The organism is Nocardia sp. CDC519 (genome assembly GCF_059509835.1).
Genome location: NZ_CM183377.1, coordinates 357,700 through 382,125 on the forward strand (window position 1 = coordinate 357,700; position 24,426 = coordinate 382,125).

A 24,426-nucleotide genomic window follows, 5' to 3' on the forward strand; every position below is an offset into this window, starting at 1 on the left:
CGGGCCGGCCGATGGCTGCGGCGGTCAGAAGAACCAGCCGATTTCGGCGTCACGATCGGTGGCGAAGGCCTGTTCCAGCGCACGCACCAGCCCGGAGTTCTTGGCCCGCAACCGGTTCGCCGCGGCGAAGGCGCGCGGTGAGTGTGCGCCGAGGTACATGCTGCCGAGCACGTCGATGCCCAGTTCCAGATCCGCGTCGCGATCGGTCGGCGCACATTCGGCCAGGCCGTCGCGGACCCGCAGGGCGAAGGTGCCGCCCGCCGCGCGGAACGGGTCGTGTACCGAGAGCACCACGTCCAGGTCGGAGGCGTAGGCGCGGGCGGAGAGCGCGGCCGGAATATCCATGAGCCGCAACCAGAGTCCGTCGTAGCGGCCGGTGGTGCGGACCCGACGCGGATCGGTGAGCAGGTAGGGCAGCGGATCGTCGTCGGTGACCACGGCCTCGATCCGGTCGATCAGATCGAGGCCGAGCAGCGCGCGCCACAGCGCCGCGTGCGCCTCGGTGGTCACCGCACGCAGTTCGACCACCTCGGCCACCGAGCCGTCGGTGCCGTGCCGGTAGCGGTAGAGCGCGTAGCCGTCGGGATGCAGCAGGGCGAACAGGTCGGTGCCGCCGCCGCGGAACCGTTCGGGATCGGCGAAACGGATCGCCCAGGCTGCGTCGGGGCGGACCTGAGCGCCGGGAACGAGCCTGCGCCAGCGGTCGTAGACGGCCGTGACGCGCTCCTGCGCGGCGGACAGCGGGACCAGCTCGACCCCACCCGGATCGGGGACCATCGGCAGGAACGCCGCGCCCCGCCGGTCCACCCGGATGCTCTTCTCGACCACGGTCGGCCCATAACCGAAGCGGCCGTAGATGCCGCCCTCGCTGGCGGTGAACATGGTCAGCGGCAGCCCGGCGACCTCGGTGCGGCGATGCTGCTCGGTGTACATCGCGCGCAGGATGCCGCGGCGCCGATGCGTCGGCGCCACCGCGACCCCCGCGATTCCGGTGACGTTCACCGCGCGGCCGCCGGGGACGGTGAGGGTCATCGTGGTGGACTGGGTGTGCCCGACGACCCGGCCACCGACCTCGGCGACCAGGGCCTGTTCCGGCGGGAAGATGCGCGGGATCTGTTCGTTCTCCACAGCCGAGGTCCTGGTGGCGAAGCAGACCTCGAGCAGCAGCAGGATCGCGTCGCCGTCGGCCGGACGCGCCGAGCGGATGACGATGTCGTCGTGGATGGCCATGCCTCGAACGATGGCACCGCCGTGCCGGATGCGCACCCGATTTTCCGTCGGGCCGCCTCCGCCGCGGCGGCCGGGGATTGGCAGGATGTCGGCTGTGGCGGTGGTTGTGGATATCGACGACGTGGACGATCCACGGGTCGACGACTTCCGGGATCTGAAGTCGGTCGATCGCAGGCCCGACCGTCCCGGTGGCAAGGGTCTGGTGATCGCCGAGGGCACCGTGGTGGTGCGGCGGATGCTGGATTCGCCGTTCCGGCCGCACGCGCTGCTGGGCACCGGCAAGCGGCTGGCGGAACTGGCCGAGGATCTCGCCGACGTCGACGCGCCCTACTACCGCGCCACGGCCGAGGTGATGGCCGAGGTGGTCGGCTTCCATCTCAATCGCGGTGTGCTCGCCGTCGCGCATCGATTGCCCGAACGCACCCTGGACGAGGTGCTGGCCGGTGCGCGCACGGTCGCCGTGCTCGAGGGCGTCAACGATCACGAGAACCTCGGCTCGATGTTCCGCAATGCCGCCGGTCTCGGCGCCGACGCGATCCTGTTCGGCGAGCGCTGCGCCGATCCGCTGTATCGGCGGGCGGTCCGGGTGTCGATGGGGCATGTGCTGCGGGTCCCGTTCGCGCGGGTACCGGACTGGCCCGGCGGCCTGGACCTGCTGCGCCGCGAAGGTTTTCAGATCATCGCGTTGACCCCCGACCCGGCGGCGGTGAACCTGGCGACGGCCATGACCGGCGATCGAGTGGCGCTGTTGCTCGGCGCCGAGGGCCCAGGGTTGACCGAAGCGGCCATGGCCGCCACCGACCTTCGCGCCCGCATCCCGATGAGCCCCGGCACCGATTCGCTGAATGTGGCGACCGCGGCCGCGATGGCGTTCTATGAACGGGTGAGGACGACATGAGCGATCTGTCGAGCAACCGCTACGACCCGTACCACGACTGCCAGGATCCCACCCCGTGGGCGGCGGGCATCACGGTGACGGTGCTGGTCGCGGTGCTGACGACGGTCGCGGTCTACGCCTTCGGCGCGGCGCTGGCCGAGGTGCATCCGCTGTTGTCGGTGGGGGTGAACGTGGTCGCGGTCGGTGGTGTGGCGCCGACGGCGTGGCGCTGGCGTAGCGCGCCGGTCACCCGCTGGGTGCTCGCGGGTGGGGCCATCGGGGTGCTGGTGGCCTGGCTGGGGTTGCTGCTCGGCGTCTGAGAGCCGGGCGGTTGGTGAAGGCCGAGCGGATGAGGGCGCGTCAGTCGGCGTCGTCGATGATGCGCACCTCGCTGCCGACGCCGAGGAAGGCGGTCGGCGTCAGCCCGAACATCGCGCGGAACACGTCGCTGAAATGCGACGGCGAGGCGAAACCCGCGTCGGCCGCGGCCCTGGTCAGATCGTGGCCCGCGGCATAGGCGCGGCCCACCCGCAGCATCCTGGCCCACTGCACGTAGCGGCGGAAGCTGGTGCCGGTCTGCTCGGCGAACGTGCGCAGGAAATGTGAGGTGGACAGTCCGGCGAGACCGGCACTTTCCGCGGCGCGGTGGGACCGGGCCGGGTCGGCGCGGATCGCTGCGGCGATGGCGGCGATCCGCGGATCACGCACCGCGGGCACCGGGATGCTCGCCAGCTCGAGCAGCTGTTCCACCTCGGGCTCGGGGTCGTCGCACAGCGCGATGATGTCGGCCTCGCACACCTGGTCGGCCGAATAGTCGCCGATCGAACGCGTCATCCCACCCAGGCATCGCGCCATCCGCGCCGAAGTCGGATCGAAGAAGCAGAACAACATTCGCCCCCGGCTCTCGACCAGATGGTGCGTCACCCTGGCCCGGAACAGGAAGCTGCGCGCGGTGATATCGGGCCCGTCCGCGACCCGCACCCGGAACGGCGCGTCCACCCCGACACCCAGCGAGGCGATGGCGGTGGAATGCGCGGCCAGCCCCAGGCTCGGCCCGAGGTAGACCGCATGCCCCGGCCGGATCCACAGCTTCGCGGTGGCGGTATCGGAGCACGTTTCCGGAAGTGCCGACCGTGTCATGGGCGCGACGATACCGGGACGACGATGCGCACGGCGGCACCTCAGCCGGCACCGAACCCGCGGCAGCACCACCGCGACCAGCGACGACGAGCAGGAGGCGGGATGACCACCGACCGAACCGAACCGGTAACGAACCCAACGGCGATCGCCCTCCGCGACATCACCGTGGACGGCGCCCGCCTGCACTACGCCGAGGCCGGCACCGGAGATCCGCTGGTCTTGCTGCACGGCTGGCCGGAAAACCACCTCGCCTGGGAACACCAGCTGGAACCGCTGTCGCGGCTGCGCCGGGTGATCGCGCCGGACTGGTTCGGCTGGGGCGAATCCACCCGTGGTCCGGGATGGAACTGCGACTACGACAGCGAGGTCGACCGGATCGCCCGGATGCTGGACGCGCTCGGCCTGGACCGCGTCGATTTCGCCTGCCACGACTACGGCGGCTTCCTCGGGCTCGGTTTCGTGCAGCGTCATCCCGACCGGGTCCGCCGTTTCGCCATTCTCAACTCCCGCGCGCAGGGCACCTTCACCCCGGCGTTCTACCTACTGTTCGGGCTGTTCACGGTCGCCGCGCGGCACCGGCTGCTGCGACCACTGCTCACCACCGCGCCGATCTACTGGGTGCACCGCCTCGGGATGCACGGCTACCTGCGCAACGGCACCTTCGACACCGAGCGGCTCGACCACTACCTGGCCATGCTGCGCACCCCGCGGGGCCGGCGCGAGTACGCGCATTTCTGGGCGGGATACGAAGTGCGGGACCGCCCGGAACTCGCGATCGGGCTGGCCGAGATCACCTGCCCGACCACCATCATCTGGGGTACTCGCGAACCCGCCATACCGTCGGCCACCGCCGAACAACTCGCCCGCGATATCGACGGTGCCGAACTGGTGCGCATCGACGCCGATCATTTCCTGATGGAGCAGCGCCCGGCCGAGGTGACCGACGCATTGCGGCGTTGGTTGCGGCGGCCGGCCCCCTGACTCGGCTCGTTCACCCCGCCCTCGGCGCGGCTCAGCCGACCGGATCGCCGCGGCGCAACCACGACAGCAGCCCGCGCCGCGGCTTCCCGTTCGCGATATGCGGTCGGCCGTCGCCGCCGAGCGCCCCCGGATCGGGCGCCTGCCCCTTCGGGTACAGCGTGAACCCGCACACCGAGATGTCCCCGGGCAGCAGCGCGCCCTCGGCGGCCGGTGCGCGGTAATGGAACCCGAGCCATTCGTGGTTGGCGGCATCGGCGAAATCGGGCGGGTCGAACGGCAGGGTCTGTGGGTCGGGCATGTCGCCCACCTGCAACCGCACCGGATGCTCACCCGCCCAGTACGGACGCTCCCACACCAGCGGCAGGCCTTCGTCTTCCAGGATGTGCACACGATTGGCGCTGAACGCGCGCCGGAATTCACCACGCTCCCAATGCGCGAACGAACCCCAGCGATGCCCGGTATCGAACGCGATGAGATAGGTGTGCTCGGAGGCCAGCGGCCGGATCAGCGGCGTGGGCAACGCGGTCGGCCGCACCCGCGCCACCTGCGGCGAACACACCACGGTCACACCGGGATAGCAGCCGATGTACACCTCGTCGGCATCGGGACCGGCGCAGCCGCCGAGTGTGCCCACCATGATCGGCACCACGTCGTGGTCGGGATGCAGCTGCTCGGCCAGCGCACGCGCGGCCTCGGGGTCGGAATCGTGATCCTCGCGCAGCACCGCCTGTGGATCTGGTGCGTCGACGTACCAGAGCGACGAAGCCTTGGACAGCATTTTCGGCACCTCCCGAGTTGCACGAAAAGAGCTCCGCGAACTTCGGGCAATGCCCGGTGCGTCGAACGCGTTCCCGGCACCGCCCGCGCCGACCGAGGCCGACGACACACCGAAAAATCTACCTGCACCGGCCGCGTCATACCGCGGCTTCGCCGGTTATGACATCCGCCTACCTGCGCCGACGCGGCTCAGTGACCGGAGCTGCGGACCCCGAGCAGCACGTCTTCCCACGACGGCATCGGCGCCTTGCCGCGCTTGGTGCGGGCGGGCTTGGCGGCCTTGGCCGGAGCGGGCTTGGCATCGGTGGTGGCCTCGCCTGCCTCCGGCTCGGCCGATTCGGTTGCCGCCGCCGGCACCTCGACGGTGCTCGCGGCCGCGCGCTCCGCGACCGGCTCGACCCGGGCGGTGGTTTCGGCCGTGACCTCGGCGTCGGCGCGCGCCGCAGGCTCGGCATCGACCCGGCCACCGGCGGCAGGTGCCTTAGGACCGGTCGCGGCCGCACCGGTGGCCGAACCACCGGCCGCCGGAATCGAACCCGTGGTCGACGCCGCGGCGGGCAGTGCGGTGGTGCCACCGGCGGCGACGGCCCGCTGCCCGTAGTACTCCTCCAGCACGGGCTGATTCTGCGGCAGCGCGGCACTTTCGCGCGGCTGCCGCGGCTCGGCGGGCGGCTCGACCGGGGCCGGGGCCTGCGGCTCCTCCGGCAGGATCGTCGCGAGCCCGCGCAGCGCGCGCCCGAAATCGGGATCGATCAGATCGGCGGCGGGATCATCGAGCGGGGAAACGGTGCCACCGTGCGCATCCGGCTGGTAACGCCAATGCGCGGCGATCTCCGAACGCCCGTTCTGCCACTGCAGCTGGGCGACCCAGAATCCCTTCTCGTCTTTCCAGGCATCCCATTCGGCGTTTTCCAGGGTGTGCCCGCGCGCGGTGAACGCGGCGGTGACGACGTCGATGAGGATTTCGACCGCGGGACCGTCGGGCCGCACCGGATGCGCCTTCTGCGCCAGTTCCGCGGCGCGTGCGCGCTCGAGCAGCACCGGGTAGGCGAAACGTTCGACACGGCTGGCCGGCATGCCGGATTCTTCGGTGACCTGGGCTACGGAGGCACCGGCGCGGATACGGGCCTGGATATCGCGTGGTCGCATAGTCGCTTCCATTTCGATCTCGATCTGGCCGAATCGGGCAAGGTCTCCGCGGGCAGCGGCACGCAGTTTGTCATCGGCGGGAAGCCGGAATTTCTGGCCGCTTTCGGTGTCCACACAGACGATATGGGCGGAATCGGGCGTCACGCCGATCACTCGAAGTTCACGCACCGTTACCTCCTTATCGCGTCGGCTCGCGACACCGCCCACGTTCTGGAACAGTAGTGCACTTCTGTAAATCCCGCCGCAAGACACGCGGCATCGAAATCTACCCCTAGCGCACCGCGCACGGCTAATCTGCTCTATTCCGTTGCGAACCAAGCAGTTTCCCCCGCTTGACAAAAAGAGAACCCGCCACGCGTTCGGCGCGGCGGGTTCTCGCTGGTCTCAGGTGGTCAGCTCAGCTTTTCCACGACCCAGTCGACGGCCTTGGTCAGCTGGGTGACGTCGTCGGGATCGATGGCCGGGAACATGCCGATCCGCAGCTGGTTACGGCCGAGCTTGCGGTAGGGCTCGGTGTCGACGATGCCATTGGCGCGCAGCACCTTGGCGACCGCGGCGGCGTCCACCGAATCGGCGAAATCAATGGTGCCGACGACCTGCGAACGGTGCGCGGGATCGGTGACGTACGGCGTGGCGTATTCGCTCGACTCGGCCCACGAGTACAACCGCGAGGACGAATCCAGGGTCCGCTTGACCGCCCAATCCAGACCGCCGTTGCCGTTGAGCCATTCGATCTGGTCGGCGAACAGCAGCAGGGTGGCCAGCGCCGGGGTGTTGTAGGTCTGGTCCTTGGTGCTGTTGTCGATCGCGATCGGCAGCGACAGGAAGTCCGGGGTCCAGCGGCCCGAGGACTTGATCTCCTCGACGCGGGCCAGTGCGGCCGGGCTCATCAGCGCGACCCACAGGCCACCGTCGGCGGCGAAGCACTTCTGCGGGGCGAAGTAGTAGACGTCGGCGTCGGTGATGGTGACCGGAAGGCCGCCGGCGCCGGAGGTGGCGTCGATGGCGATGAGCGCGTTCTCCGAACCGGCCGGACGCTGCACCGGGATGGACACACCGGTGGAGGTCTCGTTGTGGGCCCAGCCGATCAGGTCGGCCGAGGGGTCGGCGACCGGTTCCGGCGCGCTGCCCGGCTCGGCCGAGACCACGATCGGATCGCCGATGAAGGGGTTGTTCTTGGCCACCGAGGCGAACTTCGAGCTGAACTCACCGTTGGTCAGGTGCAGCGAACGCTCGCGGATCAGGCCGAAGGCCGCCGCGTCCCAGAACGCGGTGGTGCCGCCGTTGCCGAGCACGACCTCGTAGCCGTCGGGCAGCGAGAACAGCTCCCGCAGACCCGAGCGCACCCGCGCCACCACATCCTTGACCGGCTTCTGCCGATGCGAGGTACCGAACACCGAGGCGCCCACCTCGACCAGGGACCGCAGCTGCTCCGGTCGCACCTTGGAGGGGCCGCAACCGAAACGTCCGTCGGCAGGCTTGAGGTCGTCGGGAATGGTCGGGAACGCACTGGTCATGGCGAACAGCGTAGTCGCGGTATCGCTGTGGTGTGTACCACCCTCCGGCTAACCTGAACCCTCATGAGCATGCTGTCGGCAAACTCCGGGCGGCGATCACGCGGTGGGTATGGCATCCGGTCGGCGTCGGCCGGGCGGAGGCGCCGTCGGAGCGGGCCACGGGGGGTCGCGGCGGGGGCCCGGCGTTCGGGGATCGGCCTGTGGCTGCTCGGCATCGGGCTGGCGGTGGCGAGCCTGCGTCCGCGGCTGCGCTGGCGCATCGGCCCGCAGGCGGGCGTCCTGACCGGTTCGGCGCGGCGCGAGCTGCTGCTGCGCGGCACCCACGGCACCGCCACCGTGCTCGGTGTGCGACCGCGCCGCAGGGAGGCCGGGCACGTGTTCTGGGTGCGGGTACAGCTGGACGGTGAGCCGCCCTACGAGACCAGGGTGCGCCAGCGGGTGCGGGAAGAGGACCTGGACCGGATGCGTCCGGGCGACGTCGTCTGCTGCCGGGTCGACCCGGGCGACCGCGAGCGCGTGGTGCTGCAGGTGTCCGATGACGCCGGGCCGGGCCGGGTCGGCATCGCGAAGATCTTGGCCGACGGCCGCCGCGCCCAGGCGACCGTGCTCGCGGCGACGCCCATGGCCGCCGACTACTCCGGCCGCGACGATCCGCTACTGCGGCTCGACCTGGAACTACAGGCCTGGGACGAGCCCGCGCCCTGGCGGGTGCGGCTGGTGCAGCCGGTGCCGCTGTCCGCGATCGGCCTGGTGGATCTCGGCAAACGGCTCGAAGTCGCGTTCTTCACCGTCGACCGGGGTGAGTCGGTCGCCGTCGATTGGGAGGCGTCCCTGGCCGAGCGGTAGCCGGGCCGACTGCTGCGGCCGCGTTGCCCCGCTACGGAACCGGACTGCTCGACGAACAGCACCGGCCCCGCGACCGGAGGGATTCAGCTGTGCGAGATGGACGCCCAGCCCGCGACCTCGTCGGGCTTACGCGGCCCCGGGCCGGTGTAGATGGCGGCCGGGCGCACCAGCTTGCCGAGCTGCTTCTGCTCCAGGATGTGCGCGCACCAGCCCGCGGTCCGGCCGCAGGTGAACATGGCGGGCATCATGTGCGCGGGCACCTCGGCGAAATCGAGGATGACCGCGGCCCAGAACTCCACGTTGGTCTCGATGGCACGGTCCGGGCGACGCTCGCGCAGCTCGGCCAGCGCGGCCTGCTCCAGCGCGGCGGCCACCTCGAAACGCGGGGCGTTCAGCCGCTGGGCGGTGCTGCGCAGCACCCGGGCCCGCGGGTCCTCGGCCCGGTAGACCCGGTGCCCGAAGCCCATCAGCTTCTCCTTGCGATCGAGGATGCCCTTGACCAGCGCGCGGGCGTCGCCGGTGCGCTCGACCTCTTCGATCATCGGCAGCACGCGTGCGGGCGCGCCGCCGTGCAGCGGTCCGGACATGGCGCCGATCGCGCCCGACAGCGAGGCCGCCACGTCCGCGCCGGTGGAGGCGATCACGCGCGCGGTGAAGGTGGAGGCGTTCATGCCGTGTTCGGCGGCCGAGACCCAGTAGGCGTCGATGGCCTCGGTGTGCCGCGGGTCCGGGTCGCCCTTCCAGCGGGTCATGAACCGCTCGGTGACCGTGGTGCACTCGTCGATCTTCTGCTGCGGGACGGCGGGCTGGTAGATGCCGCGCGCCGACTGCGCCACGTAGGACAGCGCCATCACCGAGGCGCGCGCCAGGTTCTCCCGCGCGGTCTCGTCGTCGATGTCCAGCAGCGGCTCGTAGCCCCAGATCGGGGCGAGCATGGCCAGGCCGGCCTGCACGTCGACCCGGACGTCGCCGGTGTGCACCGGGAGCGGGAACGGCTCGGCGGGCGGCAGGCCGCGGCCGAACTCGCCGTCGACCAGCAGCGCCCAGGCGTCACCGAAGGTCACCCGGTTGGCGACCAGATCTTCGATATCCACACCGCGGTAGCGCAGCGCGCCACCGTCTTTGTCGGGTTCGGCGATATCGGTGGTGAACGCGACGACACCCTCGAGACCGCTGACGAAATCCGGGGGAACCGCGGGGCTGGTAGTCATGTGGTGACTCTCCTTGCACGTCGGGTCGCATGGCTCGCGGTGCACGGTGGTCGCGGCACATGCCGATCACCAAAACCTTAGCCCCTAGCTACTGCGGAGTAACGTCTGCCCCATGCGTGACCTGGACAATTCCTACCCGGATCTCGCCGCCATGCGCGTCGACTACGGTGCCGGGCCCTTCGACAGCGAGGGCGCCCCCGGTACCGGCGCCCGCGATGCCGATCTGGACGAGAACTGGCTGGCAGGCGGCTGGGAACCGTTGCTGCGGCACTGGATCGAGCAGGCCACCGCGGTCGGTATCGCCGAACCGAACGCCATGGTGCTCGCCACCGTCGCACTCGCCGCCGACGGCACACCGCGTCCGGTCGCGCGCACGGTGCTGTGTAAAGGGCTCTCCCCCGAAGGTGTGACTTTCTACACGAATTACGACTCGGCAAAGGGGACGCAACTGGCCGCGGTGCCGTTCGCGGCGGCCACCTTCGTCTGGCCCGCGCTGGGCAGACAGGTGCATCTGCGGGGGCCGGTGCAGCGGGTATCGGCCGAGACCACGGCGGTCTACTGGCGTTCGCGCCCGCGCGATTCCCAGCTCAGTGCTTGGGCCTCGCGTCAGTCCAGGCCGATCGCCTCACGAACCGAACTCGATCGCGCACTGGCCGAGACCACGGCACGCTTCGCCGGGGTCGACGAGATTCCGGTACCGCCGCACTGGGGCGGATATCTGCTGCGCCCCGATGAGGTCGAGTTCTGGCAGGGACGGCAGGGGCGGTTGCACAACCGCATCCGGGTGAACGTCGACGGCGACACCATGACGGTTCAGCGTCTACAACCCTGATCCCCGGACGGGCAATGCATCCAATCATGTGATGAATAAGGTCTGGCCGGATCGGGTCCGGCTCGCATAATCTGCGGCCGGTGAGAGTGCTCGCCGACACCAGGCCGCTGCGCGACCCGAACTACCGCAGGCTGTGGACCTCCGGCATCGTCACCACGATCGGTGCCCAGCTCTCGGTCGTCGCGGTGCCGACCCAGATCTTCCAGCTCACCGGCAGTTCCGGCTACGTCGGATTGGCCGGCCTGTTCGGGCTGGTACCGCTGATCGTGTTCGGGCTGTGGGGTGGCGCCCTCGCCGATGTGATGGACCGCCGCACGCTGCTGCTGATCACCAACGCCGGCACCGGGCTCACCGCGCTCGCCTTCTGGATCCAGGCCGCGAGCGGCGCGGGCAATGTCTGGCTGGTGCTCGGCCTGTTCGCGGTGCAGCAGGCCTTCTTCGCCGTCAACCAGCCGACCCGCAGCGCGACCATTCCCCGGTTGCTGCCGGAAAGCCAACTGGCCGCGGCGAATTCGCTGTCGATGACGGTCACCCAGTTCGGCGCCATCGCCGGGCCGGTGCTCGCGGGCGCACTCATCCCACTGATCGGGCTGTCCACGCTGTACCTGATCGACGCCATCGCGCTGCTGGTGACGCTGTGGGCGGTGTGGCGGTTGCCGTCGCTGCCGCCCACCGGTTCGGTCCGCAGCGCGGGCCTGCGCACGGTGTTCGACGGCTTCGCCTACCTGGCCACCCAGCGGATCCTGCTCGCCTCGTTCGCCGTCGACATCATCGCCATGGTGTTCGGGATGCCACGCGCACTGTTCCCGCAGATCGCGCACGAGACATTCGGCGATCCGGCCACCGGCGGCGTCGCGCTCGGACTGTTGTTCGCGTCCATGTCGGCGGGCGCGGTACTCGGTGGGGTGTTCTCCGGGTGGATTCCGCGGGTGCGCAGGCAAGGGCTCGCGGTGATCGTGTGCATCGCGCTGTGGGGGTTGGCGATGGTGGGCTTCGGGGTCGCGGTCGGGTTCACCGGGCACGGCCTCGGCGTCGCCGCCGGGCTGTGGATCGCGCTGGCCTGCTCGGCCTTCGGCGGTGCGGTGGACATGGTCTCGGCCGCGTTGCGGATGACGATGTTGCAGACCGTGGCGACCGACGAAATGCGCGGCAGGCTGCAGGGAGTGTTCATCGTCGTGGTCGCGGGCGGCCCCCGAATCGGTGATGTTGCGCACGGTTTCGCCGCGGCGAGCCTGGGTACCGCCGTAGCCGCCGCCGGCGGTGGCGTGCTGGTGGTGGTCGGTGTGGTGCTCGCGGCGCTGGCCTTCCCGGCCTTCGTGCGGTACCGGGTGGGCCGGTCAGCGGCCGAACCGGTGCCGGCGTGAGCACCAGCGCCTCACCGCCCGGCGGTACGTTTGTGAGATCGTGCGGTGGGCACCCTCCTGCCCGTGCCCGGCGAAGCAGCGACTAGCGTCATGGTCAAGCGCACCGCCGTGCCGACCGCACCCGGTGCCGACGGTCATAGCCTGAGAGGGATCCTTCCGTGCCCGAGAATCACATCAACGACGCCAAGCCGGTGCTGACGTACCCCGGTGGCGAATACCCCATGACGATCGCCGAGGCCTCCGAGGGCAACGACGGCATCGATCTGGGCAAGCTGCTGGCGAGCACGGGATACACCACCTACGACCCCGGCTTCGTCAACACCGCCTCCACCAAGTCGGCCATCACCTACATCGACGGCGAGGCGGGCATCCTGCGCTACCGCGGATACCCGATCGACCAGCTGGCCGAGCGCTCGACCTTCATCGAGGTGAGCTACCTGCTCATCTACGGCGAGCTACCGACGCAGGCCCAGCTCGAGTCGTTCACCGACAAGATCCGCCGCCACACCCTGCTGCACGAGGATCTCAAGCGCTTCTTCGACGGCTTCCCGCGCAACGCGCATCCGATGCCGGTGCTGTCCTCCGCGGTCAACGCGCTGTCGGCCTACTACCAGGATTCGCTGGACCCGCGCGACCCCGAGCAGGTCGAGCTGTCCACCATCCGCCTGCTGGCCAAGCTGCCGACCATCGCGGCCTACTCGTACAAGAAGTCGGTCGGCCAGCCGTTCCTCTACCCGGACAACTCGCTGAGCCTGGTGGAGAACTTCCTGCGGATGACCTTCGGCTTCCCGGCCGAGCCCTACGAGGTCGACCCGGAGATCGCCGCCGCGCTGGACATGCTGCTGATCCTGCACGCCGATCACGAGCAGAACTGCTCCACCTCCACCGTGCGCCTGGTCGGTTCCTCCGACGCCAACCTGTTCACCTCGGTATCCGGTGGCATCAACGCGCTGTGGGGCCCGCTGCACGGCGGCGCCAACCAGGCCGTGCTGGAGATGCTCGACGACATCAAGGCCCAGGGCGGCGACGTCAAGGAGTTCATCCGCAAGGTCAAGAACAAGGAAGACGGCGTGAAGCTCATGGGCTTCGGGCACCGCGTCTACCGCAACTACGATCCGCGCGCGGCCATCGCCAAGAAGCACGCCGACGCCATCCTGGCCAAGCTGGGCGGCGACGACGAGCTGTTCGATATCGCCAAGGCGCTGGAAGAGGCCGCCCTGACCGACGATTACTTCGTCGAGCGCCGCCTGTACCCGAACGTCGACTTCTACACCGGCGTCATCTACAAGGCCATGGGCTTCCCGACCCGCATGTTCACCGTGCTGTTCGCCATGGGCCGGCTGCCCGGCTGGATCGCGCACTGGCGGGAAATGCACAGCGAGCCGCTCAAGATCGGCCGTCCGCGCCAGATCTACACCGGTTACGGTGCGCGCGATTACCACGAGATCACCAACCGCTAGAGCCGACGAAGAACCCACATATCGAAGGGGATATGCGAATGAGCAAGCCGGAGATCGAATTCCAGTCGGGCCCCGCGCCCACCGAGCTCGTCATCAAGGACATCACCGTCGGTGACGGCGCGGAAGCGGTGCCCGGCGGCACCGTCGAGGTGCATTACGTGGGCGTCGAATTCGACACCGGCGAGGAGTTCGACTCGTCGTGGAACCGCGGCGAATCGCTCACCTTCCCGCTGCGTGGCCTGATCCAGGGCTGGCAGGACGGTATCCCGGGGATGCGGGTCGGCGGACGCCGTCAGCTCACCATTCCGCCGGAGCTGGCCTACGGCCCCGCCGGTGCGGGCCACAAGCTCTCCGGCAAGACCCTGGTCTTCGTCATCGATCTGCTGGACGCCAAGTAATCCCGGCCTCCCGACTGCGGCCCGCACTCCTCGAGTGCGGGCCGCAGTGCTGTTGCGGCCGAGATCAGGACGCCGGATCCGCTGCGGCAGCGGCGGCGGCCTCGAACGGGGCGCGGTCGAAGATGATCCGGATGTGGGTGATCCGGCCGTCGGCGACGGTGTAGAGCTCCGCGCCGGGGGCATGCGGCACCGGGATGGTTGTGGTGTCGTACATCAACATCGCGGTGGCGTCGTCGCCGAATGCGCCGAGCAGCCGCGAGCTCGTCATGATCTGGCTGAACGGTTCCATGAAGGCACGGAACTCGGTCAGGCCGGTGATCTGCCCGGACGGCGCCTCGCAGACGAGGTCGTCGGCCAGGTAGGTGATGGCACGGTCGAAGTCGTGGCCGGTCCAGGCGCGGTGGTAGTCCAGTGCGGTCTGCAAGGCACTGCTCGTGGTCATGATGTCCTTCCGGGTCGGTGGGCCGCCTGCTGCCGCCCGCACAGGTACCGACACCGCCGCGACGGAGAACGGAACGCGGCGGGCGAATCTGCCCGGATGGCACGATGGCCGGGTGGAGCAGACCCTCCTGGAACGGGCCCGCGCCGGTGACGAACGGGCCTTCGATGAGCTGACCGCGCCCTACCGGCGGGAACTGCTGGTGCACTGCTACCGAATGCTCGGATCGCTGACCGACGCCGAGGACACCCTCCAGGAATCCCTGCTCGCGGCCTGGCGTGGTCTGCCGGACTTCGAACAGCGCTCCTCGCTGCGCACCTGGCTGTATCGGATCACGACCAACCGCTGCCTCAACGCGCTGCGCGCGGCGCGGCGCCGCCCACCCGAACCGATACCGCCGTTCCAGCCGCCGGAACCGACCCGCCGGGATTCGATCACCTGGCTGCAACCGGCCCCCGACGACGTGCTCGCGCGGGTGGTGGACCCGGCTCCTGGGCCGGAGGCGAACCAGCAGGCGCGGGCCACGGTCGAGCTCACCTTCGTCGCCGCGCTGCAACGACTTCCGCCGCTGCACACCGCGACCCTCGTGCTGCGCGATGTGCTCGGGTTCCCGACCGCCGAGGTCGCCGATCTCCTCGACAGCACTCCGACGGTGGTCAAAGGCACGCTGCAACGGGCGCGAGCCGCCCTGCACCGGGAACGCGGCAGCCTGGAACGGACCCGGCCCGGCTCGGCCACCGAACAGTCGCTCGCACAACGTTTCGCGCGGGCCTACCTCGCGGGCGACGTGGACGGTGTCGTGGCCCTGTTGACCGACGACGCCTGGCTCACCATGCCGCCCGCGCGGCACGAATACCACGGCCCTGCGGCCATCGCCGCCTTTCTGCGCACCTCGTTCGGCTACCGCGGCCGCCGTCGTGCGCACCTGCGGGCGACGATGGCCAATACCCAGCCCGCCTTCGCCACCTATCTCGATGATCCCATGGAACCCTTCGCGTTCCCCGCCGGGCTGATCGTGCTGACCTGCGCGGGTGAACGGATCGCCGCGATCACCAGGTTCCATCTGGATGCCCTCTACCCGCGTTTCGGCATGCCCGACCGGCTGCCGATGCCGTCAGGGATCGACGACGGCGGCGGCCGTTGATCGTTTCCGCGCCCTAGGTGCGCGTGCACGGCCGAGGGCAGCGAGCCGGAAGCCGGGCCGGAATTGCTCACTCGCGCACGATCTCCACCGGATCGGTGAGCGCGAGCGCGACCGCCGACTGCTGCGCCTTACCGCGCTGCGGGAGGGCGGCGAGCGCCTTGCCGGTCTGGGTGTTCAGGTTGGTGACGATGCCATGGAGCTGGCCGATGCCGGTTTCGATCATGCCGATGGCGGCCAGCAGTTGCGCACCGCCCTGCTCGGCGAGCTGCGGCAGGGATTCGGCGAGCTGGGCACCCTGGGCCAATTGGTCGCTCGCGCCCGTCAATCGAGCCACCACGGTGCGCAGCAGGGTGCCGAGATCGGTGTTCGGGTCGACGGCGGCGCCGGTCAGCTCGCCGAGGCCGGTCAGCTGTGCACCCGCCTGACCGGAGACGTCCCGCAGCGCTTGCAGCTTGTTGATCACATCGGCCACCTGCGGGTCGCCGGAGAACGGCAGCCCACGCAGCAGCGGCAAGATCTGATCGAGTCCCGTGCTCATCGTGTTCGCCGTCTGCTGCACCTGCGCGATGGTCAGATTCGTCGAATCGAGGGCGGCGGCAAGCTGTTCGGCTTGGGCGGCGGCACCGTCGACGGTGCTGTTCAGCAGTTCGATCGCCGAGGTCAGCTGTGCGGAGCCGTTCTTGGCCATATCGAGGAAGCCGAGCAGCTGATCGGCGCCCGCGGTGAACTGATCCGCACCGGCTGCCGCGGCGTTCACACCCGCGTTCAACAGCTGCGCGCTGAACTGCACACTCGTCATTTCCGAGCGGGCGGCGGCCGTCGCGGACAACGCCGCCTCCACTCCCACGGCACCGATCCGTTGGGTCACCGTCGACACGGCCCCGTCGACCAGCTCACCATCGGCGCCCGCATGGGTGGCCACGGTGACCTGCGCGCGCCGCGGCTGGGGCCCCGCCAAGGTGCCCATCGACTCCGTCAGATCGGCGGGCAAGGTGATGACGGCGGCGTAGTCGTCGAGATCGGCCTCGCCCGCCGCGAGAACCGTCCACTCGTAGTCACCGACCTGCTGCACCGCCTGCGCCACCCGCTCCCCCGTCGGCCCGGAATCGGCGTTCACCAGGGCGATTCCGGTGGGCGCCGCCGATGTACGAGCGCAGGCGGCGAATCCGCCCACCGACCCGGCAGCGACGACGACAGCAGCGAGAAGTGCCCAACGGGCCCGTTGTCCGATCACACCGCGACGCTAGGACCCGAGTATGGCGTTCGGCCTGGTGGTTCTCTGAGGTTTCGGTAAGGGTCTCGCGGCGACGCCCGATCAGGCGATATCGAATTCGTCGCTGGTGCCGGTGATCGGGGTCAGCGATCCGTCGCCGCCGAGACGATCGGCGAAATGCTGGAACCGGTAGCGGCCGGGGGCGGCGTCGGCCGGGATGTCCCAGGTGAAGCGGGCGAGGGAGATGCCGGGTCCGGGTGAGCGCCAGTGGAATCGCACCGCCCATTCGCCTTCGTTGGCCACCCGTTCCCATCGGCCGGATGCCGTGCGGCGCTGCACTTCGAGGAAGGTGCCGTTGCGGCGCGGGTTGTGCTTGGGGTGGGCGGAGACGAACTCGACCTCGACGCGGGTGCCGGGCGACGCCGTCGCGGCCGGTTGCACCAGGACGTCGCCGAAAGCGCGCCCGAGCGGCGTCGCGTCGGGGCCGGGGGCGGGCACGAAGTTCGGCTGGAGGGCGGAGACGTCGCGCGGTGCCGGCCCGCGCGCGATCGGCTGACGAGCCGCGAATGCCGTTGCCAGCCGGGTGAATTCCTGCTGGTAGGCGCAGAGGGTGTAGCGCCCGTACAGGGTGGAGGCACCCTCGTACTGCTGGGCGTCGTATTCCTCCGGTGTGGTCACGTACTCGTGGTAGGCGTTGGCGTAGCCCTGCATCAGCACCTGCTCGACGTCGACCCCGAGCGCGTCGGCGACGGCGCGGCGCACCCGCAGCCCGGACACGATGGTGAACTCACCACCGGCCGCCGCCAGGTACAGCTCGCCGATGCGCACCAACTGGATCGGCACCACATTCGGCACCCACGGCACCGGAGGCAGCAGCCCGAGCGGAGCGGCGATCGCTTTGGGCGCCTGTGCGTCGGCCAGCCACGCCGGGGCCGGCGTGCCCGGATCGCCGAGTGCGGCGACGAACGGGTTGGTCACGCCCTCCGGGATCGGGCCGCCCGGCAGGCCGGGGCCGTCCTCCACACTGCCGGCGATGAGCGAAACGCCCGCGGCGGCAGGCGCGGTCCGCTTGGGCAGGCCGTCCGGGGTGAAGCGGCCGTCGACGGCGATATCTGCCAGATCGATGTAGCACAGCATGGCGTCCACCGGACCGCCGATCGAGGTCGCCGCCGCCAGCGCGGATTTCGCGGCGCGATACTGCCGGTCACCGATGATGCGCGTGTTCTCGAATTCGTCGTCGGTCGGCCCCGAGCCGGGACGCAGATTCAGATTCGGCGACATATCACCGGCATTGGTCTGCGCGAAGGCGGCGATGAAATCGGCACGCCCGTCCAGGTAGCGCACGCCGTGCTCGGTGTGTTCGAAGCTGAACGAGGCGTAACCCTTGTTATCGGAACTGATCAGCCGATTCTCATTGGTCATCGAGGTGTTATGGGTGGCGAACCAGGTGATGGCACCGATCTCGCGCCCGCCTTTGCGCAACGACAGCACCGTCACCGCCGGATCGATGGCGTCCGGGAAATACCGCTTATCGGCCTCGGGATTGCGGTCGAACGCGATCCTGGACCGGTTGACGCTGGCATCGCGCAACTGCGCGCGGCCGATGGCCAGCGAACCCGGACCCAGATCGGCGTGCGCGGCGGCGATGGCCTCGACGATGCCCTGTACCTCGGCGTCGTAGACCTGCTGCTGGAAACCGAGGATCGACAGGTTGTAGGCGTAGTCGTGGCTGGACCCGCCGCAGGTGGCGTGCGAATGCGTCGAGGTCAGCAGCACGTTCTGCTCGGTGTAGAGATCGCCGAAGCGTTCGGCGAGTGCGAGCAGCACCCCGCGGTGCACGGATTGGAAGATCATGCCGTTGTCGGCGACCACGAACACGACCCTGCGCCCGCCCGCACCGATGATGAATGCCCTGGCCCGTGGCCGCAGGTGAATGCCGGCGGTGGTCTGTTCCAGCTGGGAGTAGCCCATCATGCCGCATTCGGCGGCCGGTCCGGTGATGTCGGACAGGCCGGCGCCGATCTCGTACTCGCCGGGCGCGGCACCCGCCGTTGCCGCGAAGACGCCCGATAGTCCGGGCATCGCCGCGAGGGCCGCCGAGCCGACCGCGCTCCGGGCGAGCAGCGTCCTGCGGGTTACCGACATCACAGACTCCCTTCGATCTTTGGCAGCGAACCACAGATCTGGACAGGCGTCCAGTACGAATTTTCGGGTCGGCGAATTGACTGTTCGCGCTGCGAGCGCTTAACTCGCTCAGGTGTCCTCCCGATTGAGCGTCGAAGAACGACGGGCCCACCTTATCGAGGCCGCGATCGGCCTTGCCGAGAAAAAGGGTGTGGCGGGCGTGACCACGCGCGATGTCGCGCAAGCGGCAGGCGTCTCGCTCGGTGTGGTGCATTACTGTTTCGAAAACAAGGACGCGCTGATGACCGAGCTGGTCAAAGCGCTATCGATGGAATTGCGCGATTCCGTCGACGCCAATGAAACGGTCTGGCAGGAAGCCGGAACCGGAAAAGCGGCACTGCAAACTTTGGTGCGCAACGGTCTGGAACTGATGTGGCTCAACATCGAAGCCACACCGGAACGTCAGCTGCTCACCTACGAGACCACCACCTACGCGCTGCGCGAGGGCGAGCAGACGCCGGCGAAATTGGCGATCGCGCGGGAACAATACGCGTTCAACGATTCCACCGTCGCCGATATTCTCGACCACGCCCGCGATGCCACGTCCACGCAGTGGACGGTGCCGGTGCAGACCCTGTCCCGGTTCACCCTCAGCGTGATCGACGGGATCGTGCTGCGCTGGCTGGTGGACAACGACAGCGAAAGCGTGCGCACGCAGCTGGATGTGCTCAGCGAGATGCTCAGCACCTACGCGAAATAGCGGCCGGGATCAGTCCGGGGCCTGCGGGTTTCGGATGTGGGTCGTATCGCCGTCGCGCCACCAGGCGACCTCGGCCGTACGCTGCACCGCACCGGAGAGCCGCACGCGCAGCTCATCGTGCACGATCAGGTCGCCATCGTCCTCGGGCAGGCCGAACAGCTGGCGCAGCACCACGCCCATCGGCTCGTTCGACCAGGTGCTCGCACGTCCGGTGCCGATCACCTCGGCCGTGACGACTTCGGAGACCAGCGGCAGATCCAGCAGGGTCGCCAGGGCGGGCGCCGATTCCACCGCGCCCACCACCAGGCGTCGCGGCGGAATCGCCAGACCGAACCACGGCTGATCCAGCACCATCGCCTCGCCCGGATCCACCGTCTCACCCGACAAGGCCCGCACCAGGTCGGGAAGTTCGAGCTCGGTGAGGTCGAGATGTTCCTCCGCGGCCGCGAGCAGGGCGTGAGTGCGGGCTGCGACCTGCGGGGACGGGGATTTCGCCGGGTCCGCCAATGCCGCGAGCAGGGCTTCGGCCAGCTCGGGGGTGATCGACGCGGGGTCGGCGAGGACCGCGCGCAGGGCGTCGATCTCGGCGCGGGCGAAACCGGGTGCGCTGAATTCGGGGAGCAGACCGGCGAATTCGGGTTCGCCGGGATGACGCAGAACGCCCAGCGGAGTGCCGGCGATGTGGGCGAAGCGACGCAGCCACCACGCCGTGTAGCCGTTCGGATCGGCCAGCAGCGGGCGGGTGCGCTCGCCGGTGGCCAGCTGACGCAGGGCTCGCGGCCAGGCGGCGTCGTCGACCAGATCCAGATCGCGCACGGCGATCAATTCGGGCGGATCCTCGGACAGCCCTGCCCACCAGGCCTCTTCGTCCGGCAGATCGTGATCGGGTCCGGTCGGATCGGTCTCGCTGACGATCGCGAAATCCCAGCCGACACCCACCGCGCGTAAGGCCTCGGGACCGTGATCATCGACCAACCGCTGGTCGACCGTGCCGAACGGAGAATCGGCGACCAGCACCGCACGCAGTGGCGCACCGGGCAGCAACAGCTCGTCGGCTGGGCGCAATTCGCCCGTGTCATCCGGCAATTCGAGCAGGCCGAGCCAGGAGGGCAGCTGCGCCGGATCCGCCGTTGCGGCCAGCCGCAGCACCGCATCGGTGGTGTCGGGATCGCCCGGATGGTCCTCGAGTTCGGCGCGCAACCCGGGATCGGAGAGCAGATCGCGCGCCGTCGCCTGCCGCGCGCCCAACCGCGACAGCAGCGGATGCGCGGCCTCCGGATGAATCAATCGCGCCCAGTGCACCGGGATCGGCGCGGGCAGTTCGTCATCGAGAACGGCCGTGCGCGGGCCGGTGACCAGGCGCCCGTCGGCCAGCGGGACGGCGAGTGCACCGAGTTCCTCGACGGCGAGCGGATCGGTGACGTACGGCTCGAGCGCCGCGTAGAGGTCGTGCCACCAGGAGGGCGCCCGATCCAGTCCACCCGACAGCTCGGCCAAGCGGGCCAAACCGATTCGGTGCACGTCCAGCACGGACAGCGCTTCGGCATGCGGGCCACCCGAGAGTTCCGGGATCACCAAGGGGCCGAGGATATCGGCGAGGAGGGTGGCCAGTTCGGGGCTGAGATCGGGGAAGACGCTGGCTCGGGTCGGGACCGCGTCCGAGCCATCGGCCCGCAGCTCGCCGGGCAGATCGAATCGCTGCGCGGCGGCCGGATCGTCGTCGGTGGGGACGTCGTGATCGAGGCGCGGCGCGGCACCGGGACTCGGATTCCGACCCCGCTCCGGGGCCTCCCCGCCGACAGAACTGGACCGGTCGGCATCGGGCAGGTCGGGTTCGCTGAAGGCTTCGAGCTCGGCACGCGAGGCGGGCGTAGGGCGGGATTCCTGGCCGGTGGGAGCGATGACCGGAAGCCAGGAGTGGGTCTGGAGTTCGCGGATGACGGCTTCGCGGAGCAGCCCGTCGGCCTCGCTGCGGGCGAACCCCGGGACGGGAACCAGCGTGAGACGATCGCGTGGCGGCAGGGCGCGCGCGAAATCCGCATAGCCGGCGGCCAGCTCCGTCACGTGAGCGCCGGGGAGCAGGCGGCGGCGGTCGGGTTGCATGGCGATATCGGCGATGAGCAGGGCCGGGAGCGACAGCTCCTCGTCGGAGCGGGTCGGCGCGCGCAGGACGTCGGGCGCGACGCGCATCGGCCTGCCGTCGCGCACCGGCAACAGCCAGCGCGCGCGAGCGGTGCGGAACTGCCACCAGCGCTGGTCCAGATCAGGGCCGATGATTCGCAATTCCTGCAGATGGTGCGCCGAATCGCTTGTGGTGCTGCTGAATTCGTCGCCGCCGACGCGGATGCCGCTGAGTGCGGGGAGCTCGAGAAGCAGGTCGGCGGCCTCGGATCGCATGGCGGCCAGCAAGGCCTGCGGGTCGACGTCATCGCGCAGTCGCAGTACGACCTCGGTATCGAAACCCGCGGCGGGCCCGGTGGAACTCGGCCACACCAACCGCAGTGCCGGCGGCCGCCAGTGATCACCGGCCGTGCGCCCGCTGTCGCCGGGCACCGCGATGACGTTCTGATGCAGTGCGTCCAGCGTCTCGGCGCGCGAGAAACGAAGGGAACCCGTGGTCGAGCGGATCTCGATCTCCTCGCTCACCGTCAGCACCGCCGTGAACCCGACACCGAACCGTCCCACGGTGGCCGCCGGATCGGACTTGCCCGACGCGCGCAACGCCGTCAGCGCATGAACGCCGGACAGGTCCAGCGGCGCACCGGTATTCGCGATACGCAGAGTTCCCTCGTCCGACCAGACCGCGAGCCGACCGGCAGTGCCCGCCTTCGCCGCGGCATCGGCGGCGTTCTGCGCCAACTCCGTCAGCAGCCGGTCGCGATACCCGGACCGCACCAGATCGGCCTCGGTCGCCGCGTCCTCCCGCAACCGCGTCGGCGAATCCCGCCAGGCCGCGAGCACACCGGCACGCAGGGACGCCGTATCGAACGGATCGTCCCCCGCCGGCCTCAGCTCAGCGCCGATGACCCGGACTCCGGCTGGGCGTCCGTGGCCGGGCTATCAGCGGCCTGCGCCGACTCGGAATCCCCAGTGCCATTGGACGATTCAGGTTGCGGAGCCGATGCGCTGGACCGCTCTGCCTCGGCGAGAGTCGAGGCGCCCCGGTCGACATCCGACCCGGCTGCTTCGGTCACCACGTCCGAGGAGCCGGACCCAGTGGCTACCTCCGCGTCCTCAGGAGCCTGCTCTGTCACAGCGCTGCCGGCAGCATGGTCTCCGGCACTTGCCTCGGTCTGCTCGGCCGAGGCCGAATCTCCGGAGGCCGCATCGCCCTCGCCGGTCGCGCGCAGCGATTCCGTCGGAACGAGGTCCACCGCGGCGTCGTCGTATGCCTCGTACAGCGGCGAGCCCGCACCGCTGGGCACCGTGACGTCGGAGTGCGCGCCGCACCCGTATTCGGTGTGCACGACATGTCCGTCGGCGCCCATCGCGTTACCGCAGACCCCGAACGCGGCACGCAGCGCACCGGCGAGCGGAAGATAGAAACCGCAGGTGCCGCAGGTGCCCGGCGCGGCCTTGGCCATCTCGGTATCGGGGCCGAACTCGGTGTACCAGCGCTGCGCGGCCTCCTCGCGGCCCTCGAGGCTGAGCACCTGGGAACGACCAAGACCCACCTGGTAGGCCACCTCGTCGACCTCGGGATCGCCGGTGGCGGTGTAGCCGGGGGCCAGGCGCGGGTCGTTCGGCGGCGGGGCCAGCAGATCGCCGGGAGCCAGATCGCCGGGGCGCACCCGCTGATCCCACGGCACGAATTCGGGCGCGATCAACGCGTCCGGGCCGGGCAGCAGGGCCGATTCGCTGACCGTCGGATGGTCCGCGCCCGGCGGGGCCGCCACCACGACCGCCCACTGCCAGCCGCGATAGCCGGCCAGGGTGGCCTCGAAGCGATGTGTTGCCGCGTTGTCGTCCTCGGCGGACACACCAAGATGCGCACCGACCCCGGATGGCTCCAGCTCGAGGAGCGCACGACGGGCAAGCTCGACGGCGTCGGCCAGGACGGGCCGCACGCCGGAGTCCGAAACAGAAACTGCGCTCACGGCCTACATTTTGCCGTATGGAGACCGATCGGCGTTCGCTGGCCGTCGCTGCCCTGCTCTGCCTGCTCACCTCGGCCGGGTGCGCGCGCGCCGATGACCCGGCAGATCAGGCGCCACACCTGGTCGTGGAGGTGCTCGGCACCGCCCCGCACGACCCGCGCGCCTTCACCCAGGGCTTGCAGATCGCCGACGGGGTGCTCTACGAGAGCACCGGGATGTCCGGCGATTCGGGTGTGCGCGCGGTCGACCGCGCCACCGGCGCCGAACTCGCCGCCGCCGAACTTCCGGCACCGCTGTTCGGTGAGGGCATCGCGGTCACCGACGACACACTCTGGCAGCTCACCTGGAAAGACGGCATCGCCTTCGCCCGCGACCCGGCCACGCTGGCCGAGCGCGGGCAGGTGTCCTACGAGGGCGAAGGCTGGGGTCTGTGCGCCCGTGCCGGGCAGCTGGTGATGAGCGACGGCTCGGCCACGCTGACCTTCCGCGACCCGGTGACCTTCGCCCGCACCGGATCGGTCGACCTGAACGGCCGCGGATCGGCACGCATGAACGAACTGGAGTGCGCGGCCGATGGCTCGGTCTACGCCAACAACTGGCCCACCGACGAAATCCTGCGCATCGACCCCGGCACCGGCGAGATCCTCGCCACCATCGACGCCTCCGGCCTGCTCCCGCCGCGCGAACGCGCCGGCGCCGACGTCCTCAACGGCATCACCCAGATCCCCGGCACCGACCGCTTCCTACTCACCGGCAAGTACTGGCCAACCATGTTCGAGGTGCGTTTCGTCCCCGCCCCGTAGGCGAACCACGTCACTTTCGGCGGATTCGCCGGAGCGTGCGTGAACCTCACCGGCCGTTGTGCGC

Annotated in this window: 22 protein-coding genes; 11 read left to right on the forward strand and 11 right to left on the reverse strand. The window is 69.8% G+C overall.

Annotated elements, in window-relative coordinates; genetic code table 11:
- Positions 1-24 precede the first annotated feature (24 nt).
- Positions 25-1,230, reverse strand: a complete 1,206-nt coding sequence (locus AC5W7N_RS01400) for a GNAT family N-acetyltransferase (protein WP_495923111.1) — start codon at positions 1,228-1,230, stop codon at positions 25-27.
- A gap of 94 nt (positions 1,231-1,324) precedes the next feature.
- Here AC5W7N_RS01400 and AC5W7N_RS01405 point away from each other — a divergent pair, with 94 nt between their 5' ends.
- The gene (locus AC5W7N_RS01405; RefSeq protein ID WP_163814264.1) at positions 1,325-2,128 is read left to right on the forward strand and encodes a TrmH family RNA methyltransferase; all 804 of its coding nucleotides are present in this window, start codon (positions 1,325-1,327) and stop codon (positions 2,126-2,128) included.
- Positions 2,125-2,427, forward strand: coding sequence for a DUF2537 domain-containing protein (locus AC5W7N_RS01410; protein ID WP_163814263.1), 303 nt, complete (start codon positions 2,125-2,127; stop codon positions 2,425-2,427). Before AC5W7N_RS01405 ends, AC5W7N_RS01410 begins: the two co-directional genes overlap by 4 nt.
- A 40-nt stretch (positions 2,428-2,467) precedes the next feature.
- On the opposite strand, the gene AC5W7N_RS01415 is transcribed toward AC5W7N_RS01410, so the two are convergent.
- Positions 2,468-3,247 carry a helix-turn-helix domain-containing protein gene (locus AC5W7N_RS01415; protein ID WP_495923113.1) on the reverse strand — a complete coding sequence of 260 codons (780 nt, stop codon included), beginning with the start codon at positions 3,245-3,247 and terminating at the stop codon, positions 2,468-2,470.
- Positions 3,248-3,349: 102 nt separating this feature from the next.
- Between AC5W7N_RS01415 and AC5W7N_RS01420 the strand changes: the two genes are divergently transcribed.
- Complete coding sequence (locus tag AC5W7N_RS01420) at positions 3,350-4,228, forward strand: alpha/beta fold hydrolase (protein ID WP_163814261.1); 879 nt, start codon at positions 3,350-3,352, stop codon at positions 4,226-4,228.
- 31 nt (positions 4,229-4,259) lie between these two features.
- Here the strand turns inward: AC5W7N_RS01420 and AC5W7N_RS01425 are convergent, their stop codons facing one another.
- The 3 genes from AC5W7N_RS01425 to serC form a co-directional block, all read right to left on the reverse strand.
- Complete coding sequence (locus AC5W7N_RS01425) at positions 4,260-5,006, reverse strand: DUF6928 family protein (RefSeq protein WP_495923114.1); 747 nt, start codon at positions 5,004-5,006, stop codon at positions 4,260-4,262.
- Between the two features lie 188 nt (positions 5,007-5,194).
- Entirely contained in the window at positions 5,195-6,322 is a 1,128-nt protein-coding gene (gene sepH / locus AC5W7N_RS01430) for a septation protein SepH (protein WP_495923115.1), read from the reverse strand.
- 224 nt (positions 6,323-6,546) lie between these two features.
- Entirely contained in the window at positions 6,547-7,671 is a 1,125-nt protein-coding gene (serC, locus tag AC5W7N_RS01435) for a phosphoserine transaminase (protein WP_163814258.1), read from the reverse strand.
- Between the two features lie 225 nt (positions 7,672-7,896).
- Between serC and AC5W7N_RS01440 the strand changes: the two genes are divergently transcribed.
- Positions 7,897-8,517 (forward strand): hypothetical protein, encoded by a 621-nt coding sequence (locus AC5W7N_RS01440; RefSeq protein WP_280498576.1) that lies wholly within the window; start codon positions 7,897-7,899, stop codon positions 8,515-8,517.
- 83 nt (positions 8,518-8,600) lie between these two features.
- Here the strand turns inward: AC5W7N_RS01440 and AC5W7N_RS01445 are convergent, their stop codons facing one another.
- Positions 8,601-9,728 (reverse strand): citrate synthase 2, encoded by a 1,128-nt coding sequence (locus AC5W7N_RS01445; RefSeq protein WP_163814257.1) that lies wholly within the window; start codon positions 9,726-9,728, stop codon positions 8,601-8,603.
- A gap of 112 nt (positions 9,729-9,840) precedes the next feature.
- Here AC5W7N_RS01445 and pdxH point away from each other — a divergent pair, with 112 nt between their 5' ends.
- The 4 genes from pdxH (at position 9,841) to AC5W7N_RS01465 (ending at position 13,782) form a co-directional block, all read left to right on the forward strand.
- Positions 9,841-10,560 (forward strand): pyridoxamine 5'-phosphate oxidase, encoded by a 720-nt coding sequence (gene pdxH / locus AC5W7N_RS01450; RefSeq protein ID WP_495923118.1) that lies wholly within the window; start codon positions 9,841-9,843, stop codon positions 10,558-10,560.
- Positions 10,561-10,640: 80 nt separating this feature from the next.
- The gene (locus AC5W7N_RS01455; protein WP_163814255.1) at positions 10,641-11,924 is read left to right on the forward strand and encodes an MFS transporter; all 1,284 of its coding nucleotides are present in this window, start codon (positions 10,641-10,643) and stop codon (positions 11,922-11,924) included.
- 221 nt (positions 11,925-12,145) lie between these two features.
- Entirely contained in the window at positions 12,146-13,384 is a 1,239-nt protein-coding gene (locus AC5W7N_RS01460; RefSeq protein ID WP_228783640.1) for a citrate synthase, read from the forward strand.
- Positions 13,385-13,422: 38 nt separating this feature from the next.
- Positions 13,423-13,782 (forward strand): FKBP-type peptidyl-prolyl cis-trans isomerase, encoded by a 360-nt coding sequence (locus tag AC5W7N_RS01465; protein ID WP_104897759.1) that lies wholly within the window; start codon positions 13,423-13,425, stop codon positions 13,780-13,782.
- A 64-nt stretch (positions 13,783-13,846) separates the two neighbouring features.
- Here the strand turns inward: AC5W7N_RS01465 and AC5W7N_RS01470 are convergent, their stop codons facing one another.
- Positions 13,847-14,224, reverse strand: coding sequence for a nuclear transport factor 2 family protein (locus AC5W7N_RS01470; RefSeq protein WP_163814254.1), 378 nt, complete (start codon positions 14,222-14,224; stop codon positions 13,847-13,849).
- Positions 14,225-14,336: 112 nt separating this feature from the next.
- Between AC5W7N_RS01470 and AC5W7N_RS01475 the strand changes: the two genes are divergently transcribed.
- A complete protein-coding gene (locus AC5W7N_RS01475; protein ID WP_495923119.1) occupies positions 14,337-15,365 on the forward strand; it encodes an RNA polymerase subunit sigma-70 in 1,029 nt (342 codons plus the stop codon).
- Between the two features lie 67 nt (positions 15,366-15,432).
- On the opposite strand, the gene AC5W7N_RS01480 is transcribed toward AC5W7N_RS01475, so the two are convergent.
- Together AC5W7N_RS01480 and AC5W7N_RS01485 are read right to left on the reverse strand one after the other, a co-directional pair.
- Entirely contained in the window at positions 15,433-16,599 is a 1,167-nt protein-coding gene (locus tag AC5W7N_RS01480) for a YhgE/Pip domain-containing protein (protein WP_495923120.1), read from the reverse strand.
- A gap of 81 nt (positions 16,600-16,680) precedes the next feature.
- Complete coding sequence (locus AC5W7N_RS01485) at positions 16,681-18,723, reverse strand: neutral/alkaline ceramidase (RefSeq protein WP_495923121.1); 2,043 nt, start codon at positions 18,721-18,723, stop codon at positions 16,681-16,683.
- 199 nt (positions 18,724-18,922) lie between these two features.
- Between AC5W7N_RS01485 and AC5W7N_RS01490 the strand changes: the two genes are divergently transcribed.
- Positions 18,923-19,462, forward strand: a complete 540-nt coding sequence (locus AC5W7N_RS01490; protein WP_495923122.1) for a TetR/AcrR family transcriptional regulator — start codon at positions 18,923-18,925, stop codon at positions 19,460-19,462.
- A gap of 9 nt (positions 19,463-19,471) precedes the next feature.
- On the opposite strand, the gene AC5W7N_RS01495 is transcribed toward AC5W7N_RS01490, so the two are convergent.
- Together AC5W7N_RS01495 and AC5W7N_RS01500 are read right to left on the reverse strand one after the other, a co-directional pair.
- The gene (locus AC5W7N_RS01495; protein ID WP_195020572.1) at positions 19,472-22,423 is read right to left on the reverse strand and encodes a sacsin N-terminal ATP-binding-like domain-containing protein; all 2,952 of its coding nucleotides are present in this window, start codon (positions 22,421-22,423) and stop codon (positions 19,472-19,474) included.
- 47 nt (positions 22,424-22,470) lie between these two features.
- Positions 22,471-23,559 carry a DUF3027 domain-containing protein gene (locus tag AC5W7N_RS01500; protein WP_194991123.1) on the reverse strand — a complete coding sequence of 363 codons (1,089 nt, stop codon included), beginning with the start codon at positions 23,557-23,559 and terminating at the stop codon, positions 22,471-22,473.
- 17 nt (positions 23,560-23,576) lie between these two features.
- Between AC5W7N_RS01500 and AC5W7N_RS01505 the strand changes: the two genes are divergently transcribed.
- Positions 23,577-24,362, forward strand: coding sequence for a glutaminyl-peptide cyclotransferase (locus AC5W7N_RS01505; protein WP_195020571.1), 786 nt, complete (start codon positions 23,577-23,579; stop codon positions 24,360-24,362).
- Positions 24,363-24,426 lie beyond the last annotated feature (64 nt).

Bases quoted from the DNA above. Each gene is read 5' to 3' on its own strand.
- AC5W7N_RS01400 (WP_495923111.1), bottom strand. From the start codon at position 1,230: ATGGCCATCCACGACGACATCGTCATCCGCTCGGCGCGTCCGGCCGAC.
- AC5W7N_RS01410 (WP_163814263.1), top strand. From the start codon at position 2,125: ATGAGCGATCTGTCGAGCAACCGCTACGACCCGTACCACGACTGCCAG.
- AC5W7N_RS01415 (WP_495923113.1), bottom strand. From the start codon at position 3,247: ATGACACGGTCGGCACTTCCGGAAACGTGCTCCGATACCGCCACCGCG.
- AC5W7N_RS01420 (WP_163814261.1), top strand. From the start codon at position 3,350: ATGACCACCGACCGAACCGAACCGGTAACGAACCCAACGGCGATCGCC.
- AC5W7N_RS01425 (WP_495923114.1), bottom strand. From the start codon at position 5,006: ATGCTGTCCAAGGCTTCGTCGCTCTGGTACGTCGACGCACCAGATCCA.
- serC (WP_163814258.1), bottom strand. From the start codon at position 7,671: ATGACCAGTGCGTTCCCGACCATTCCCGACGACCTCAAGCCTGCCGAC.
- AC5W7N_RS01445 (WP_163814257.1), bottom strand. From the start codon at position 9,728: ATGACTACCAGCCCCGCGGTTCCCCCGGATTTCGTCAGCGGTCTCGAG.
- pdxH (WP_495923118.1), top strand. From the start codon at position 9,841: ATGCGTGACCTGGACAATTCCTACCCGGATCTCGCCGCCATGCGCGTC.
- AC5W7N_RS01460 (WP_228783640.1), top strand. From the start codon at position 12,146: ATGACGATCGCCGAGGCCTCCGAGGGCAACGACGGCATCGATCTGGGC.
- AC5W7N_RS01465 (WP_104897759.1), top strand. From the start codon at position 13,423: ATGAGCAAGCCGGAGATCGAATTCCAGTCGGGCCCCGCGCCCACCGAG.
- AC5W7N_RS01470 (WP_163814254.1), bottom strand. From the start codon at position 14,224: ATGACCACGAGCAGTGCCTTGCAGACCGCACTGGACTACCACCGCGCC.
- AC5W7N_RS01485 (WP_495923121.1), bottom strand. From the start codon at position 18,723: ATGTCGGTAACCCGCAGGACGCTGCTCGCCCGGAGCGCGGTCGGCTCG.
- AC5W7N_RS01505 (WP_195020571.1), top strand. From the start codon at position 23,577: ATGGAGACCGATCGGCGTTCGCTGGCCGTCGCTGCCCTGCTCTGCCTG.